We start from the raw sequence: 16,378 nt of genomic DNA, 5'->3' as shown, positions 1-16,378 counted from the left end.
GATCAGGCTTCCGGGATGAAGCCGGCGGGCTTCTCCGCGTCCTTCTCGAACAGGAACTTGACCAGTTCCCCTTCCAGGAACGCGCGATGCTTCGGGTCGCGCGGTGACAGGCGGTTCTCGTTGATCAGCATGGTCTGGTGCGCCAGCCATGCCGCCCAGGCCTGTTTGCCGATGTGGTTGAAGATGCGCTGGCCCAGTTCGCCCGGATAGGGCACGAAGTCCAGGCCCTCGGCATCGCGTTGTTCGTACTGGCAGAAGACGGTTCGGGGCATGGCACTCACTCGTGGTTGCGGGGTTTCTTGGATCTGCGTTGTGGCGGTTTGATCGCGGTGCCATCAAGCAACTTGCGGATGGGAGCCGGCAAGCCCAGCGTCGGCAGTTCGTCGGCGGTGACCCAGCGCAGCGAGGATTCTTCCACGCGCAGGCCGCGTACCTGTCGCGACAGGATCTGCAGGTGCAGCCTGTAGTGGCTGAAGGTGTGCTGCAGCACCGGCAGCTCGTCGGCATCTTCCAGCGAGCCGTCCACGTGTGCATCGAACCAGTCCTGCAGCGCTTCACCGGCGTCGGCCTGCGGCAGGGTCCACAGTTGCGCCCAGATGCCGGTCTCCGGTCGCTTCTGCAGCAGCACGCGCTGCTGGGCATCGCGCAGCAGCAGGGCCACGGCTTCGCGTTCGGGCAGGGCCTTGCCGGGCTTCGGCGTGGGCAGCTCGGCGGTCCGGCCTTCGCGGCGCGCCACGCAGTCCTGCTGCTGCGGGCAGATCACGCAGGCGGGCCTGGCGCGGCTGCACACGGTGGCACCGAGGTCCATCTGCGCCTGCGTGTAGTCGGCCATCCGGCCATCCGGCACCTGGGCCGCGTGCGCTTCGGCGATGGCCCACAACTGCTTTTCGATGGCTGGCAGGCCGGGGAAGCCTTCGATGCCGTGATACCGGCTGAGCACGCGCTTGACGTTGCCGTCGAGGATCGGGAACCGGTCGTTCCAGGCCTGGCTGAGGATCGCGCCCGCGGTGCTGCGGCCGATGCCGGGCAGCGCATGCAGCGCGTCGAAATCACGCGGCAGTTCGCCGTCATGCAGTTCCACGCAGCGCTGGGCCGCCGCATGCAGGTTGCGCGCACGGGCGTAGTAGCCCAGCCCGGCCCACTGCGCCATCACCGCATCGTTGCTGGCCGCGGCCAGCGCGGGCAGGGTCGGGAAATGCTGCAGGAACCGCTGGAAGTACGGGATGACCGTGGCCACCTGGGTCTGCTGCAGCATGATCTCCGACAGCCAGACCCGATAGGGGCTGCGCGGATGCTGCCAGGGCAGGTCGTGGCGGCCGTGGTCGTCGAACCAGTGCAGCAGGCGGGCGACGAACGGGTCGCCCGCGGGCACGACGGTGGCCTCAGGCACTGCCAAGCGCTTCGGGCAGCAGCGCGTCGACGAAGGCTTCCGGATCGAATTCACGCAGATCTTCCGGGCGCTCACCGATGCCGGCGAAACGGATCGGAATGCCGAACTCGCGGGCCAGTGCGAACACCACGCCGCCCTTTGCGGTGCCGTCCAGCTTGGTCACCACCAGGCCGGTGACGTTCACCGCGGCGTTGAACTGGCGCAGCTGCGACAGCGCGTTCTGGCCGGTGGTGCCGTCGATCACCATCAGCACCTCGTGCGGCGCAGCGGGATCGATCTTGCCGAGCACACGACGGATCTTGCCCAGCTCGTTCATCAGGCCGGACTGGGTATGCAGGCGGCCGGCGGTATCGGCAATCAGCACCGACGTGCCGCGCGCCTTGCCGGCCTGCAGCGCGTCGTAGGCCACCGAGGCGGCGTCGGCGTTCTGGCCCTGGGCCACCACGGCCACGCCGTTGCGCTCGCCCCAGGCCTGCAGCTGGGCCACGGCAGCGGCACGGAAGGTATCGCCGGCGGCCAGCATCAGGCTGTGCCCGTCGTCCTTGAAGCGCTTGGCCAGCTTGCCGATGGTGGTGGTCTTGCCGACACCGTTGACGCCAACGGTCAGCACCACGAAGGGCCTGGCGTTGCGATCGATCACCAGTGGCCTGGCGACCGGCTGCAGGATCGCGATCAGGTCGGCACGCAGTGCGCCCAGCAGTGCGTTGGCATCGGCGAACTCACGTGCCTTCATGCGTCTGCGCAGGCCTTCGACCAGCTCGGTGGTCGCACCGACGCCGACATCGGCGGTGATCAGCGCGGTTTCCAGTTCGTCCAGCAGGTCATCGTCGAGCTTGGGATTGCGCGAGAACAGGCCGCCAAAGCTACGCGCGATGACGCTGTTGCGCAGGCGTTCGCGCCAGCCGGACTTGCCGGCGGGGGCCGGTGCGGCATCCACCAGCACCGGCAGGTCGGCGGCCGGTGCGGAGGGCTGCTGTGCGGGAATCACCGGAGCCAGCGGGGCGAGCACGGCGGCGGCGGCACGTGCCTCGGCCTCGAAGTCTTCCGGTGCCAGGACGCGTTCGGTCGCTGCCGGCGCCGGCGGGGACGCCGGGGCAGTGGCGGGCGGCGCCGGGACGGGCACCGCCTCAGCCGGAGCCACGGCTGGCGGGGCGTCGGCTACGACCGTGGTGTCCTCGACGGGCGCGGCCGACGGGAATGCCGCCGCCAGCTCTTCAGCCGAGTAGTGCTGGGTCTTGGGCGCGTCCGGTGTGGCGGCGTCCTGGGGCTTCTTGCGGCGGAAAAAACTGAGCATTGGCAAAAGGCGCTGAAATCAGAGGGATATGCTACCACCCGGGCCCGTCTGCCCGATGTGGACTCAAGGTCGCGGCCGGGCAGCCGCTAATGGCGTCGGAGGGCTGCACCGGGCGGCCCGGAGACCGCCATGGACAACGTGATGGCAACGGCCTGGAGCGGCATGCGGGCCGCAGCACAAGGCGTGCAGGTGGCCGCGCACAACGTGGCCAACCTGGCGACAGCCGATGCGCCGCGCCTGCAGTTGCAGCGCGCGGCGGTGGAACAGGGTGGGGTGCAGACCCGGGTGACCGCTGCCGGCGCCGATCCCGCCGCGCCGCTGGCTGATCTGCTGGCGGCAAACGCGGAGGTGGTGGCCTTCGCCGCCAACGCTTCGCTGGTCCGCCGCCAGGACCAGATGCTGGGGTCGCTGCTGGATCGCCGGGCCTGAGCAGCCCGGCCTGGCAGATGACAGCCAGCGCCTGGCAGCGCCGGGCCATGCCCGGCGACCACCGTGCGTGTCAGGCCGACAGCTCCAGCAGCAGCTTGTTCAGGCGCGCAACGTAGGCGCCCGGGTCCTTCAGGCTGTCGCCGGCCGCGAGCGCGGCCTGGTCGAACAGCACGCGGCCGAGATCATCGAAACGATCACCATCGGCCTCGCCATCGAGCTTGGTGATCAACGGGTGCCCCGGATTGATCTCCAGCACCGGCTTGCTGTCAGGCACCTTCTGGCCGCTGGCTTCCAGGATCTGGCGCATCTGCAGGCCCAGATCCTGTTCGCCGATGGCCAGCACCGCTGGCGAATCGGTCAGCCGGTGCGACACGCGGACTTCGGCCACGTCGTCGCCAAGCACCGCCTTCAGCCGCTCGATCAGGGCCTGCTTGTCCTTGGCCGCCGCTTCCTGTTCCTGCTTGTCCGACTCGGTCTCCAGCGCGCCGAGGTCGAGGTCGCCACGGGCGATGTCGACAAAGCCCTTGCCGTCGAAGTCGGTCAGGTAACCCATCAGCCATTCGTCGATGCGGTCGGTCAGCAGCAGCACTTCCACGCCCTTCTTGCGGAACACTTCCAGGTGCGGGCTGTTGCGGACCTGGCTGTAGCTCTCGCCGGTCAGGTAGTAGATCTTGTCCTGGCCTTCGGCCATGCGACCGATGTAGTCGGCCAGCGAGACGGTCTGGGCATCGCCCTCGCCACGGGTGGAGGCGAAGCGCAGCAGGCCGGCCACCTTCTCGCGGTTGTTGTAGTCCTCGGCCGGTCCTTCCTTCAGCACCTGGCCGAATTCCTTCCAGAACGTGGCGTACTGCTCGGGCTTGTCGGTTGCCAGCTTCTCCAGCATGTCCAGCGAGCGCTTGGTCAGCGCGGCCTTCATCGAATCGATGACCGGGCCGGACTGCAGGATCTCGCGCGAGACGTTCAGCGACAGGTCGTTGGAATCGACCACGCCCTTGATGAAGCGCAGGTACAGCGGCAGGAACTGCTCGGCCTGGTCCATCACGAACACCCGCTGGACATACAGCTTCAGGCCCTTGGGCGCATCGCGGTGATACAGATCGAATGGTGCACGGCCCGGCACGTACAGCAGCGAGGTGTACTCCAGCTTGCCTTCGACCTTGTTGTGGCTCCACGCCAGCGGATCGCTGTGGTCGTGTGCCACGTGCTTGTAGAACTCGCTGTACTCGGCGTCGCTGATCTCGGTGCGCGGACGGGTCCACAGCGCGCTGGCACGGTTGACGGTTTCCCATTCGACCGCCGCGCCCTCTTCACCCCCTTCCTTCGGCATCTGGATCGGCAGGCCGATGTGGTCGGAGTACTTCTTGAGGATGCTGCGCAGGCGCCAGCCATCGGCAAAGTCGTGTTCGCCGTCCTTCAGGTGCAGCACGATGCGGGTGCCGCGCTCGGGCTTGTCGAGGGTCGCGACGTCGAAGTCGCCTTCGCCGCGCGAGGTCCAGCGCACGCCTTCGCTGCTGGCCAGGCCGGCCCGCCGCGAGGTGACTTCGACTTCGTCGGCGACGATGAACGCGCTGTAGAAGCCGACACCGAACTGGCCGATCAGCTGCGAATCCTTCTTCTGGTCGCCGGACAGCTGGCGCAGGAAGTCGCCGGTGCCGGACTTGGCAATGGTGCCGAGGTGGGCGATGGCCTCGGCGCGGCTCATGCCGATGCCGTTGTCCTCGATGGTGATGGTGTGGGCGGCCGGGTCGAAACTGACGCGCACGCGCAGGTCGCTGTCGTCTTCCAGCAGGGACGGCTGGGTCAGCGCCTCGAAGCGCAGCTTGTCGGCCGCGTCGGCGGCATTGGACACCAGCTCGCGCAGGAAGATCTCCTTGTTGGAGTACAGCGAGTGGATCATCAACTGCAGCAGCTGCTTGACTTCGGTCTGGAAGCCAAGGGTTTCGGTCTGGGTCGTCTCGGTCATCGATAGGGCTCCGTGTGCAATGCCGCGCCAGCGCGTGCGGCCTCGCCAAGGGGTAGGGGTGATTGTCCCGAAATCAAGGGGGTTGGTCGGGCAGGGCGGCGCCCTGCACCCGCAGAGGCCAGAGCAAAAGCAACAGCGTGCATTCCGAGGGATGGCGGGGCACTGTGGGTTCGCGGGGGCGCCGTGAATCCGTCCATGGAGGCTTGGTCGCCGCATCCATGCGGCTCACACCCCGCGAACCCACAGTGCCCCGCCTTCGACAGTTGGCCGGTGGCCACTAGATCCACGCCATGCGTGGATGAAATCTCTCAGATCTCGAAATCCAAACCAAGAGCCGTTCCGACAGATCGCAGGAAACGGTCGAAGGCGGGGTGGATCAGGTTGTGGGGGTGTCCGCGGCATGGATGCCGCGGCCAAGCCCCTAGGGATGGGTTCACGGCGTCCCCCACAACCTGACCCACCCCGCCAACCCCCAGGAAACCAGCCTTTGCCGTTGCTCCAGCCGTTGCTCTGGCTTCTGCGGGTGCCGGGCGCCGCCCGGCCGAACTACAATCCCGCTCATGCTGAAATTCTCGAACACCCTTCGCCGGTGGCCCCGATGAGCGGCCGTGGAGGCAATGACGGCCAGGTTCGCATCATCGGCGGGCGCTGGCGCAATACCCGCCTGCCGGTGCCGAACCTGCCGGGCCTGCGGCCCAGCAGTGACCGTGTGCGCGAGACCCTGTTCAACTGGCTGATGCCCCGACTGGCCGGGGCCCGCGTGCTGGACCTGTTTGCCGGCAGCGGCGCGCTGGGCCTGGAAGCCGTCTCGCGCGGCGCCGCTCACGCCACCCTGGTCGAGCGCGATGCCCAGCTCGGCCGCAATCTGTCGGCCGCCGTCGCCAAGCTGCAGGCCAGCGCGCAGATCACCGTGGTCCAGGCCGATGCCCTGCGCTGGCTGCAGGGCGCGCCCGCGCAGCAGGCGGATCTGGTGTTCATCGACCCGCCGTTCGCCGATGGCCTCTGGCAGGACGTGCTGGCCCAGCTGCCGCGGCATCTGGCAGCCGACGCCTGGCTCTACCTGGAGTCGCCGGCCGGTCACGTCCCGGTGCTGCCGCCGGACTGGCTGCTGCACCGCGAGGGCGGCACCCGTGAGGTGCGCTTTGCCCTGTACCGCCGCGCCGCTGCTACACTTTGACTTCATCTGAACATCTGCAACCGCCCATGACCGTGGCCAACCGCCGCATTGCCGTCTACCCCGGCACGTTCGATCCGATCACCAACGGTCATATCGACCTGGTGAACCGGGCCGCACCGCTGTTTGAAAAGGTCGTGGTCGGCGTGGCGCAGAGCCCGTCCAAGGGGCCGACCCTGCCGCTGGAACTGCGCGTGCAGCTGGCCCGGGATGCCCTGGGCCACCATGGCAACGTCGAGGTCTGCGGGTTCGATACCCTGCTGGCCCATTTCGTACGCTCCGTCCAGGGCGGGGTCCTGCTGCGCGGCCTGCGCGCGGTGTCGGACTTTGAATACGAGTTCCAGATGGCGAGCATGAACCGCCACCTGATCCCGGAAGTCGAGACCCTGTTCCTGACGCCGGCCGAGCAGCACAGCTTCATTTCGTCTTCGCTGGTCCGCGAGATCGCGCGCCTGGGCGGCGACGTGTCCGGCTTCGTGCCGGCCGCGGTGCTCGAAGCCCTGCGCAGGGTCCGCGAGGCGAAATCGACCCAGTCATAAGCCCCGCCGTACCCGCACCCCTTACGTACAACACCACGCACCATTCCGGGAGGAAACCATGAACACCACCATGCGCGCGATGCTGATCGCCTCGTTGGCCCTGGCCTTCACCGCCTGCAAGAAGGAAGAGGCCGCTCCGGTCGACGAAGCCAAGCAGGCGCTGGTCGCCCCGTCCAAGGACGACGACGCAGGCTGGAAGAAGTACCTGCAGGAAGTCGCCATCCAGAACATGGGCAACATCTCCAACAGCCCGTTCCTGTACTACCTCTCGCCGGAATCGGACCCGGACTTCCAGGCCAAGTACGAGCGCCAGACCGAGAGCGCGACCCAGGCCGTGGCCCGTGGCGTGCAGCCGGGTAACATGCTGGCCTTCGGTTCGTCGGCCTCGGGCAAGATGGCGGACATGATCCAGGCCGTGTTCAAGGACGTGTCGCCGGATTCGATGAAGGGCGTGCGCGTCGTCTTCATCGGCCAGTCGGCCGACAACGCCCGCGTGCAGGCGGCCGTGCAGCCGACCGGTGCCGAGTACATTTTCGTCGAAGCCAAGTAAGACCGAGCCGTGGCGGCCACGTTGCAACGTGGCCCGGGTGGCGCCTGTAGCGGGCGTCACCGATGACCTGACCGGCCCGCGCGCCCGCGCTGGCCGGTCCTTTGTCCCAAGGCGCGGGCGAGGAGTATCGCCATGTCGCTGAAAATCAATGAGCTCTGCGTCAACTGCGACGTCTGCGAGCCGGCCTGCCCGAACCAGGCCATTGCGATGGGTGAAACCATCTACGTGATCGACCCCGCCCGTTGTACCGAGTGCGTGGGCCATTTCGACGAGCCACAGTGCGTGGTCGTCTGCCCGGTCGAATGCATCGATCCGGACCCGGAGATCGTGGAAACGGAAGACCAGCTGCTGGCCAAACTGCGCCGGCTGCAGCACGATCATCCCGAACTCTACGCGGAGCCCCCATCCGAATGAAGACGCTGCTCGCCCGTCCCGTGTTGCTGCTCGGCCTGTTGCTGAGCCCGCTTGCCTGGGCCGATGCGCCGGCCCGTGCCGAACGTCCCGATGGCGCTGCCATTGCCAGCGGCCACGCGCAGGCCACCCAGGCCGGCGTGGACATCCTTGCGCAGGGAGGCAACGCGTTCGACGCCGCGGTGGCGGTGTCCTCGACGCTGGCGGTGGTCGAGCCGATCAGTTCCGGCCTGGGCGGTGGCGGCTTCTTCCTGCTGCATGACGCGGCCACCGGCAAGGACGTGATGCTGGATGCGCGCGAGACCGCGCCGGCTGCTGCCACGCCGCAGGCCTTCCTCGACGGGAAGGGCAACCTGGACCGCGACCGCTCGGTCAACGGCGCCTGGTCGGCGGGTATCCCCGGCCTGCCTGCGGCGCTGGTGGAGCTTTCGGCCCGGCACGGCAGGCTGCCCCTGGCGGTTTCGCTGCAACCGGCCATCCGCATCGCCCGCGACGGCTTCCCGGTGTACGAGCGGATGGCCAAGGGCTATGCCTCGCGTCGCGAGGTGATGGAGCGTTACCCCGGGACCCGCGAGGTGTACCTGCGCAACGGCAGGCCGATCGCCACCGGTGATGTGTTCCGGCAGCCGGAACTGGCGCAGACACTGGAGCGGCTGGCGGCGGGTGGCTTCGATGGCTTCTACAAGGGCCAGACCGGCAAGCTGCTGCTGGCCGGAGTGAAGCAGGCCGGTGGCCGCTGGACCGCCGAGGAGCTGGCCGGCTACCGGGTGAAGCAGCGCGAGCCGATCGTCTTCGACTACAACGGCTGGAAGATCACCACGGCGCCGCCGCCGTCGTCCGGTGGCATCGCCCTGGCCAGCATGCTGCAGATCCTCGAAGGCTGGGACATCAAGCAGATGGATCCGGCGCACCGCGCCCATCTGGTAGTCGAATCGATGCGGCGCGCCTACCGCGACCGCACGTTCTTCCTGGGCGATCCGGACTTCGTGCAGATCCCGCAGAAAGTGCTGACCAGCAAGGATTACGCGCAGGGCCTGCGTGCCACCATCCATCCGGAGAAGGCCACGCCCAGCGACCTGCTGTCGGGCAATCCGACGCCGCTGGAGGACGACGAGACCACCCATTTCTCGATCATCGACCGTGATGGCAACCGCGTCGGCGCCACCCAGACCGTCAACCTGCTGTACGGCTCGGGCCTGATACCCAAGGGCACCGGTGTGCTGCTGAACAACGAGATGGACGATTTCGCGCTGAAGCCGGGCACGCCCAATGCGTTCGGCGTGATGGGCTACGAGGCCAACGCACCGAAGCCGGGCAAGCGCATGCTCAGCTCGATGACGCCGACCTTCATGGAGAACGACGACAAGGTCGTGGTGCTGGGCACCCCCGGCGGCAGCCGCATCATCACCATGGTGCTGCTGGGCATCCTCGGTTACGACGCCGGCCTGGATGCGCAGCAGGTCGCGGCGCTGCCACGCTACCACCACCAGTGGCTGCCGGACCTGATCGAGGCCGAAGACAACGCGTTCGACGCGGCCACCGTGAAGCAGCTGCAGGCGATGGGCCACAAGATCGATCTGCCGGGGAATGTCGCCGCCGGTGGTCGCGGCTCCAGCCACGTCTGGGGCAATCTGCAGACGGTGGAATGGGATCGCAGGAGCAACCGGTTGTTCGGCGGCAGCGATCCGCGCAACCCGGTCGGCAGCGCCCAGGTGGTGCCCGGCAGGTAACGGCCGGGCTCGCCGGGTCCCATCCGGCCGACGGTGAGCCGCAGCGCCCTGCCCGCAATGGCAGGGCGCTGCAGTTTCGTTCTAGCGATTATTTAACGGCCTGCCGACGATAATCGGCGCATGAAACTCTGGTCGATTCGTGGTAACTCGCAGCGCCTCGACGGCGGTGCGATGTTCGGCAACGCACCCCGTGCGTTGTGGGAAAAATGGGCGGCACCGGATGAGCTGAACCGTATCGAGCTGGCATGCCGCGCGCTGTTGGCCAGCCCGCTGGAAGGCAAGACGGTCCTGTTTGAAACCGGCATCGGCGCGTTCTTCGATCCGCGCATGCGCGAGCGCTATGGCGTGCAGGAAAGCCAGCATGTGCTGATCGATTCGCTGCGTGAGGCGGGCTTCGAACACGAGGACATCGACGTGGTGGTCCTCAGCCACCTGCACTTCGACCACGCCGGCGGCCTGCTGGCAGCATGGAGCGAGGGGCGCGAGCCCGAACTGCTGTTTCCCAATGCCACCTATGTGGTCGGTGCACAGCACTGGCAGCGCGCACTTCAGCCGCACCCGCGCGACCGCGCCAGTTTCATCCCGGAGCTGCCCGGGCTGCTGCAGGCCAGTGGGCGCCTGGAAGTGGTCGACGGCGAGTTCTCCAGGGCGCTGGGGCGCAGCGTGCGTTTCAGCTACAGCGATGGGCATACGCCGGGGCTGATGCTGGCCGAGATCGTCGGCCATGGGCATGCAGGCGAGGTCGCTCGCGGTGGCGTGGTGTTCTGCGCTGACCTGATTCCGGGGCGCTCGTGGGTGCACGTGCCGATCACCATGGGATATGACCGCAACGCGGAACTGCTGATCGACGAGAAGCGGCAGTTCCTGGAGGACAAGCTGGCGCGCAACGTGCATCTGTTCTTTACCCACGACCCGCAGGTCGCACTGGCCCAGCTGGGTCGCGACGACAAGGGGCGTTTCGTGACCCTGCACGAGCAGGGTGAACTGAAGGCGCGCGCGCTGGGGTGAGTGCCGGGGTCGGAGCCCTTTCTGCGAAAGGGATCTGACCCCGGCGCACCGGTCAGCCGACGCGGGTGCCGAAGATGCGGTCGCCCGCGTCGCCGAGGCCCGGCAGGATGTAGCCCTTTTCGTTGAGCTGGGCGTCGATTGCCGCCGTGTAGATCTCCACATCCGGATGCGCTGCCTTGACCGCGTCGATGCCCTCCGGAGCGGCGACCAGGAAAATGCCCTTGATGCGTCGCGCACCGGCCCGCTTGAGCATGTCGATGGTGGCGATCAGGGTGCCGCCCGTGGCCAGCATCGGGTCCAGGATCAACGCATCGCGCTCTTCCAGGCGCCCGGTGAGGCGCTCGAAGTACGGCACCGGCTGCAGGGTTTCCTCATCGCGCTGCAGGCCGACCACACTCACGCGGGCGGCAGGGATCAGCGACAGTACGCCGCTGAGCATGCCCAGGCCGGCCCGCAGGATCGGCACCACGGTGATCTTGGCGCCAGCGATGCGCTGCACGGTCACCGGACCGGCCCAGCCGGGCAGGGTGTGCGGCTCGGTGTCCAGGTCAGCGGTGGCCTCATAGGCCAGCAGCGTGCCCAGCTCGTTGGCCAGTTCGCGGAAATCCTTGGTGCTGAGCGCGGCGTTGCGCATCAGGCCGATCTTGTGCTGCACCAGCGGGTGGCGCACTTCGACGATCTTCATGGTCGGAAAAGGGGGAAGGGAGAGGCGATCATTCTGCCGGATCGGGGTGCGGAACCCCAAACGGAGCGCAGCCAGCGGGCGCGGATCGAGGGCGTCTGTCATGGCCATGCAACCTTGCGGACATACCGTCCAGACCCATTCTTAACAGGAATGGGGATTCCCAGTGCATATCAAGACTCCGTTGGCCGTTGCCATCACGCTGACCCTGGCGATGGGGGCCAGCGCTCCGCTGCAGGCCGCCGCGCAGCAGACGGTCGCCGCCACGGGGGCAGCGGCGGTCGATGCGATCGACCTGGACCGCGTCGAGGTGCGTGCGCAGCTCGAATCGCAGATCCGCGCGGTCGATCTGAAGCGCAGCAGCGACGCGATCGAAGACGCCGTGTCTTCCGACGCCCTTGGCCAGTATCCGGACAAGAACGTGGCCGAATCGCTGCAGCGTCTACCCGGCATCAGCGTCACCCGCGACCAGGGCGAAGGCCGTTTCGTGGTCATCCGGGGCCTGGACGCCAACCTCAACAGCGTCAGCGTCGATGGAATCGCCGTGGGTACGCCGGAGGACTCCAGCCGCGCTGCACCGCTGGATGTCATTCCCTCCGACTCCACCGAGCGGCTGCGCGTGGTCAAGTCGCCAACGCCGGACATGCCCGGCGACGCGATCGGCGGTGCGGTCCTGGTCGAATCGGCCTCGGCATTCGATCGCGACGGGCGCAGCTTGCGCGCCAAGATCGAAGGCAGCCACCAGCAGCTCTCGGGCGAAACCAGCCCGAAGGCCGCCTTCAACTACAGCGAAGTGTTCGCCGATACGTTCGGCATCGCGCTGGGCGTGAACTACCAGAAGCGCAGGTTTGAATCGGACAACACCGAAGTGGAGTACGACGGCGAGGATGATGCTGCACCGGGGGATGTCACCGCGATCAACCTGCAGCACCGCAAGTACGAGATCGAGCGCAAGCGCATCGGCGCCAACCTCAACCTGGACTGGCGCCCGAATGAAGACAGCAAGTACTACCTGCGCACGTTGTACAGCCAGTTCGACGATGCCGAGACCCGCCAGCGGGTGATCTTCAATTTCGACGATGCCGACATGGTGCGCACCGGCACCGACCAGTACCGGCTGGATGACATGCCGGGCGATGCGATCGACAAGCGCATGCGTTACCGCACCAAGAAGGAGAACACCTTCGCAGCCAGCCTCGGTGGCGAGAACCGGCTGACCCGCGCGGTGGTCGATTACCGTATCGGCTACACCCGCACCGAGGAGCGGGTGAACGACGAGATGGAGGCGCGGTTCACACTGGATGGTGATGACTTCAACGGCACCCTGGACCAGCGCAGCCGGCTGCCGACCTACAGTTTCGACAACCCGCAGTGGCTGGACAACGGCAACTACGCCTTCGACCGCTTCGTGCTTTCGCCCAAGCAGGTCAACGACAAGGAGCACAGCGCGCAGGTCAACGTACGCTTCGACGGCGACAGCAGCAGCCTGAAGTTCGGCCTGCTGGGCCGCTGGCGCGACCGCGATGTCAATACCGACGAGCGTGAGCTGCGGGTGGGCCCGAAGGTGGCACTGTCGAGCTGGACCACGTCGGCCCCCGAGCATCGCCATGGCAACCTGGGCGATGGCATGGATTCGGCGGCGATGCGGGCGTACTGGGCGGCCAATGGCAGCCAGTACAGCGCCCGGCCGCAGGATGCCGGCGCCAATGCCCTGGCCTCACTGGAAGAGGACTATGTGGCCAGCGAAGACATCTTCGCCAGCTATGCGATGGGGACCTGGGATATCGGCGCGCTGCGCATCATCGGCGGCGCACGCGTGGAGAACACCCGTTTCAGGGCGGTGGGCAACCAGGTCGAGGTGGCGGCCAACGGGCGCAGCTTCACCGTCACCCCGCGCGTGGCCAACAACAGCTACACCAATGTGCTGCCGGGCCTGCATCTGCGCTACGACGCAGCCCATGACTGGGTGCTGCGCGCCTCGGCCAACAAGACCGTCTCGCGCCCGTCCTTCGGCGACGTTTCGCCCCGTGTGGGCTACAGCCGCGGCGACGAGGAAGTGCGGCTGGGCAATCCCGAGCTGGATCCGTACGAGTCGAAGAACATCGACCTGTCGGTGGAAAAGTACATCGGCAGCACCGGCATCGTTTCGCTTGGGCTGTTCCACAAGTCCATCGACGGCTATATCGTGGAAACCGTGCGTACCAATGATCCGGACTACGACGGCTTCGACGTGACCCAGCCGATCAATGGCCGCAAGGCCACGGTACGCGGCGCCGAGTTCAACTGGCAGCAGCAGCTGGCCTTCCTGCCGGCAGGCTTCGACGGTCTTCTGGTCGGGGCCAGCGGCACCTGGCTGGATACCGAATTCGATGCCGGCATCGCGGACCGCGCCGGCGAGGACTTCACGCTGCCGCGTGCCTCCAAGCACGTGTACAGCGCGCACGTCGGCTACGAGAAATATGGCCTGAGCACCCGCCTGGCTGCGGTGTACCGCAGCGAATATCTGGACAGCATCGGCAAGGGCCGTGCATTCGACATCTACGTGGCACCCAACACGCAGCTCGACTTCTCGCTGGATTATCGCTTCAGCCCGCGCGTCAGCCTGTACTTCGAGGCGCAGAACCTGCTGGACAAGCCGTTGGAGCTGTACCAGGGCACGCGCTCGCGCACGCTGCAGATGGAAGAATACGGCCGCACCTATGCGTTGGGCCTGAAGGTGGCGCTGTGATGGGGCGGCACGTTCCGGTGCTCGTGGCAGCAATCGCATCCGCGCTGGTCGTGGGCTGCACGCCAGCGGCCGACCGCGCGCCGGCGGCACATGCGGCGTCGCCGACGCCTCCGGCGCGCACGGTGGCCACCGTTGCCGAGGCGTTCGTCTCGCCACTCACGCCCGCCGACAACATCGATTCGCCCGCAACCTGGCGCACGCCGGACGGGCAGATCTGGCTGATCGCCACCGCCAAGGCCACCGACAAACTGGTGGTGTATGACGGCAGCACCGGCCGTCACCTGCGCGACGTCGGTGCCACCGGTACCGGCCTGGGACAGTTCGATCGCCCCAATGGCATCGCCGTGACCGACGACCTGCTGTGGATCGTGGAACGCGACAATCACCGGGTCCAGGTCCTGTCCCTGCCGGACTTCATACCACTGGCGACGTTCGCTGCCGAAGATCTGCGCAAACCCTACGGGCTGTGGGTCGATCGCAGGGCGGACGGCTACAGCGTCTACGTCACGGACTCTTGGGACAACGGCGAGGACGCACAGGGCCGCGACATCCTGCCGCCGCTGGCGGAACTGGACAAGCGCGTGCGCCAGTACCACGTTTCCCGCGACGGCGCGAAGATCGACGCGAAGCGCATCGCCGACATCGGCGACACCAGTGAGGCCGGTGCGCTGCGCGTGGTCGAATCGATCTGGGGCGATCCGGACAACGACCGTCTGCTGATTGCCGAAGAGGATGAGAGCTACGCCAGCGAGTTCAAGGTCTATACGCTGGCAGGCCGCTTCACCGGCACCACCTTCGGCCGTGACGTGTTCAAGGCGCAGGCCGAAGGGGTGACCCTGCGGACCTGCGGCAAGGACGGCTGGTGGATCACCACCGAGCAGGGCAAGCAGCGCAGCGTGTTCCATCTTTTCGATCGGCACACGCTGAAGCCGGTCGGTGCCTTCCAGGGCAATACCGTGGCCAACACCGATGGCATCTGGCTGATGCAGCAGCCCAGCACGCGGTTCCCGCACGGTGCGCTGTACGCGGTGCATGACGATCAGGGCGTGGTCGCCTTTGACTGGGAAAGCATTGCCAGGCAGCTGGCGCTGCCGCTGGAGTGTGGCGCATGAGGCGGCACAGCACGCGCGCGTTCGTCGCCAGCCTGCTGCTGGCCCTGCCTCTGCTGGTCACCGCGGCGGTCGAACCCAACACGCAGGTGCCTGCGGGCAGCCGCCACTATGCGGCATCGCCACTGCCGGATCGTATCGTTGCCTCGCCCTCGGCCGACCCCAGCCACGGATTCGCCGTAGCCTGGCGTACGGATGGCAGCGTACAGGCGCCACTGCTGGAGATCGCGCGTGCCGGCGATTCGCCGGCCATCGAAGGCATTCGCGCGCTGCGCGCGACCACGCAGGCGCTGCAGACCGAGAACGGCCTGTCGCACCATCACCGCGTTGACATCGATGGCCTGCAGCCGGATACCGCATACATCTACCGTGTGCAGGGCAGGGCAGGCTGGAGTGCATGGAACCAGCTGCGCACGCTGGCGGCCGCCGGGCAGCCGCTGACGCTGCTGTACTTCGGCGATACCCAGAACAAGAATCTCAGTCACGTCAGCCGAGTGATCCGGGCCGCGCAGAAGGCGGCACCGGACGCTCGCCTGAGCCTGTTCGCGGGTGACCTGGTCAGCGGCGGCGACGGTGTGGACGACAGTGAATGGGGCGAATGGTTCGCTGCCACCGCCTGGCTGGCGCAGGAAACACTGGTGGCGCCTGCCATCGGCAATCACGAGTATTTCGAGGAGTTCGAGGACACTCCGCAGGAACGCCGTGTGCTGGGCCGGCACTGGCCGGTGACCTTCGCACTGCCGGACAATGGCGCCCCTGCCGCGCAGCAGACCAGCTACTGGTTCGATGCGCAGGGCGTGCGCGTGGCCGTGCTTGATGGAACCTCGGCACTCGATCTCGGCACCGCCCAGGCCCAGGCACACTGGCTGGACAAGGTGCTGTCCGGCAATCCGCAGCCGTGGACCATCGTAATGCTGCACCAGCCGTTCTACTCGCCGCGCGAAGGCCGCGAGAACGCCGCATTGCGTGACGTGCTGCTGCCGGTGGTGCGTCGTCACCAGGTGGATCTGGTGCTGCAGGGGCACGACCACACCTATGGCCGCCGTGGCGAAGGACAGGCCGCCACACCACAGTATGTGGTGACCGTGGCGGGACCGAAGCAGTACCGTCTTTCCGATGAAGCCCGAAGGACGATGGCCCCGGTGGCCGAGGACACCCAGCTGTTCCAGGTGTTGCGCATCGATCCGCAGCATCTGCGCTATGAGGCGCGCACGGTGACCGGGCAGCTGTACGATGCTTTCGAGCTGCACCGCGACGCCAGCGGGGGCAAGCAGCGCACGGAGCTGACCGAAGGCCGCATCACGCCACGCGACTGCCCGCGCGCGCAGACTGCCAAGGGTCGCGCCGACCGTTGCTGGGAATAAGGAGACG

The 16,378-nt window shown here is 67.2% G+C and carries 15 protein-coding genes; 10 read left to right on the top strand and 5 right to left on the bottom strand.

Translation table 11 applies throughout. The features are described from left to right. Positions 1–2 precede the first annotated feature (2 nt). The 3 genes from ACVOME_RS04865 to ftsY are packed head-to-tail and all read right to left on the bottom strand — an operon-like array spanning position 3 to position 2,684. Positions 3–272, bottom strand: coding sequence for an oxidative damage protection protein (locus ACVOME_RS04865; protein ID WP_065174958.1), 270 nt, complete (start codon positions 270–272; stop codon positions 3–5). A 5-nt stretch (positions 273–277) separates the two neighbouring features. Then, positions 278–1,390: an A/G-specific adenine glycosylase gene (gene mutY / locus ACVOME_RS04860; protein WP_231107715.1), complete on the bottom strand. Its 1,113-nt coding sequence runs from the start codon at positions 1,388–1,390 to the stop codon at positions 278–280. Continuing rightward, positions 1,383–2,684 carry a signal recognition particle-docking protein FtsY gene (gene ftsY / locus ACVOME_RS04855; protein WP_180876285.1) on the bottom strand — a complete coding sequence of 434 codons (1,302 nt, stop codon included), beginning with the start codon at positions 2,682–2,684 and terminating at the stop codon, positions 1,383–1,385. The genes mutY and ftsY overlap by 8 nt, the downstream gene beginning before the upstream one ends. Before the next feature lie 129 nt (positions 2,685–2,813). Between ftsY and ACVOME_RS04850 the strand changes: the two genes are divergently transcribed. Further along, positions 2,814–3,113 carry a hypothetical protein gene (locus ACVOME_RS04850; RefSeq protein ID WP_180876286.1) on the top strand — a complete coding sequence of 100 codons (300 nt, stop codon included), beginning with the start codon at positions 2,814–2,816 and terminating at the stop codon, positions 3,111–3,113. A 70-nt stretch (positions 3,114–3,183) separates the two neighbouring features. Here ACVOME_RS04850 and htpG read toward each other — a convergent pair whose 3' ends face one another. Continuing rightward, complete coding sequence (gene htpG / locus ACVOME_RS04845; RefSeq protein WP_164152273.1) at positions 3,184–5,076, bottom strand: molecular chaperone HtpG; 1,893 nt, start codon at positions 5,074–5,076, stop codon at positions 3,184–3,186. Positions 5,077–5,674: 598 nt separating this feature from the next. Here htpG and rsmD point away from each other — a divergent pair. From rsmD to ACVOME_RS04815, 6 genes are all read left to right on the top strand, one after another. After that, positions 5,675–6,253: a 16S rRNA (guanine(966)-N(2))-methyltransferase RsmD gene (gene rsmD, locus ACVOME_RS04840; RefSeq protein ID WP_053517311.1), complete on the top strand. Its 579-nt coding sequence runs from the start codon at positions 5,675–5,677 to the stop codon at positions 6,251–6,253. Between the two features lie 26 nt (positions 6,254–6,279). Then, positions 6,280–6,789: a pantetheine-phosphate adenylyltransferase gene (coaD, locus tag ACVOME_RS04835; RefSeq protein WP_053517312.1), complete on the top strand. Its 510-nt coding sequence runs from the start codon at positions 6,280–6,282 to the stop codon at positions 6,787–6,789. Positions 6,790–6,847: 58 nt separating this feature from the next. After that, entirely contained in the window at positions 6,848–7,339 is a 492-nt protein-coding gene (locus tag ACVOME_RS04830; protein ID WP_053517314.1) for a hypothetical protein, read from the top strand. A 132-nt stretch (positions 7,340–7,471) separates the two neighbouring features. Continuing rightward, the gene (locus tag ACVOME_RS04825; RefSeq protein WP_053517316.1) at positions 7,472–7,753 is read left to right on the top strand and encodes a YfhL family 4Fe-4S dicluster ferredoxin; all 282 of its coding nucleotides are present in this window, start codon (positions 7,472–7,474) and stop codon (positions 7,751–7,753) included. Then, on the top strand, positions 7,750–9,480 hold the full coding sequence (gene ggt / locus ACVOME_RS04820; protein WP_481504798.1) for a gamma-glutamyltransferase: 1,731 nt from the start codon (positions 7,750–7,752) through the stop codon (positions 9,478–9,480). Before ACVOME_RS04825 ends, ggt begins: the two co-directional genes overlap by 4 nt. 120 nt (positions 9,481–9,600) lie before the next feature. Next, complete coding sequence (locus ACVOME_RS04815) at positions 9,601–10,488, top strand: MBL fold metallo-hydrolase (protein ID WP_074901296.1); 888 nt, start codon at positions 9,601–9,603, stop codon at positions 10,486–10,488. A gap of 52 nt (positions 10,489–10,540) precedes the next feature. On the opposite strand, the gene upp is transcribed toward ACVOME_RS04815, so the two are convergent. Beyond that, a complete protein-coding gene (upp, locus tag ACVOME_RS04810; RefSeq protein ID WP_053517320.1) occupies positions 10,541–11,173 on the bottom strand; it encodes a uracil phosphoribosyltransferase in 633 nt (210 codons plus the stop codon). A gap of 211 nt (positions 11,174–11,384) precedes the next feature. On the opposite strand from upp, the gene ACVOME_RS04805 reads away from it, so the two are divergent. Genes ACVOME_RS04805 through ACVOME_RS04795 form a run of 3 tightly spaced genes read left to right on the top strand, consistent with a single transcriptional unit; the run spans position 11,385 to position 16,371 of the window. Next, on the top strand, positions 11,385–13,898 hold the full coding sequence (locus tag ACVOME_RS04805) for a TonB-dependent receptor (protein ID WP_481504809.1): 2,514 nt from the start codon (positions 11,385–11,387) through the stop codon (positions 13,896–13,898). Beyond that, positions 13,898–15,010 carry an NHL repeat-containing protein gene (locus ACVOME_RS04800; RefSeq protein WP_193395516.1) on the top strand — a complete coding sequence of 371 codons (1,113 nt, stop codon included), beginning with the start codon at positions 13,898–13,900 and terminating at the stop codon, positions 15,008–15,010. The genes ACVOME_RS04805 and ACVOME_RS04800 overlap by 1 nt, the downstream gene beginning before the upstream one ends. Further along, complete coding sequence (locus ACVOME_RS04795; RefSeq protein WP_481504797.1) at positions 15,007–16,371, top strand: purple acid phosphatase family protein; 1,365 nt, start codon at positions 15,007–15,009, stop codon at positions 16,369–16,371. Before ACVOME_RS04800 ends, ACVOME_RS04795 begins: the two co-directional genes overlap by 4 nt. The last annotated feature ends 7 nt before the right edge of the window (positions 16,372–16,378 follow it).

The organism is Stenotrophomonas sp. STEN008, from assembly GCF_056760435.1.
This window is presented reverse-complemented; position numbering and strand designations above follow the sequence as displayed.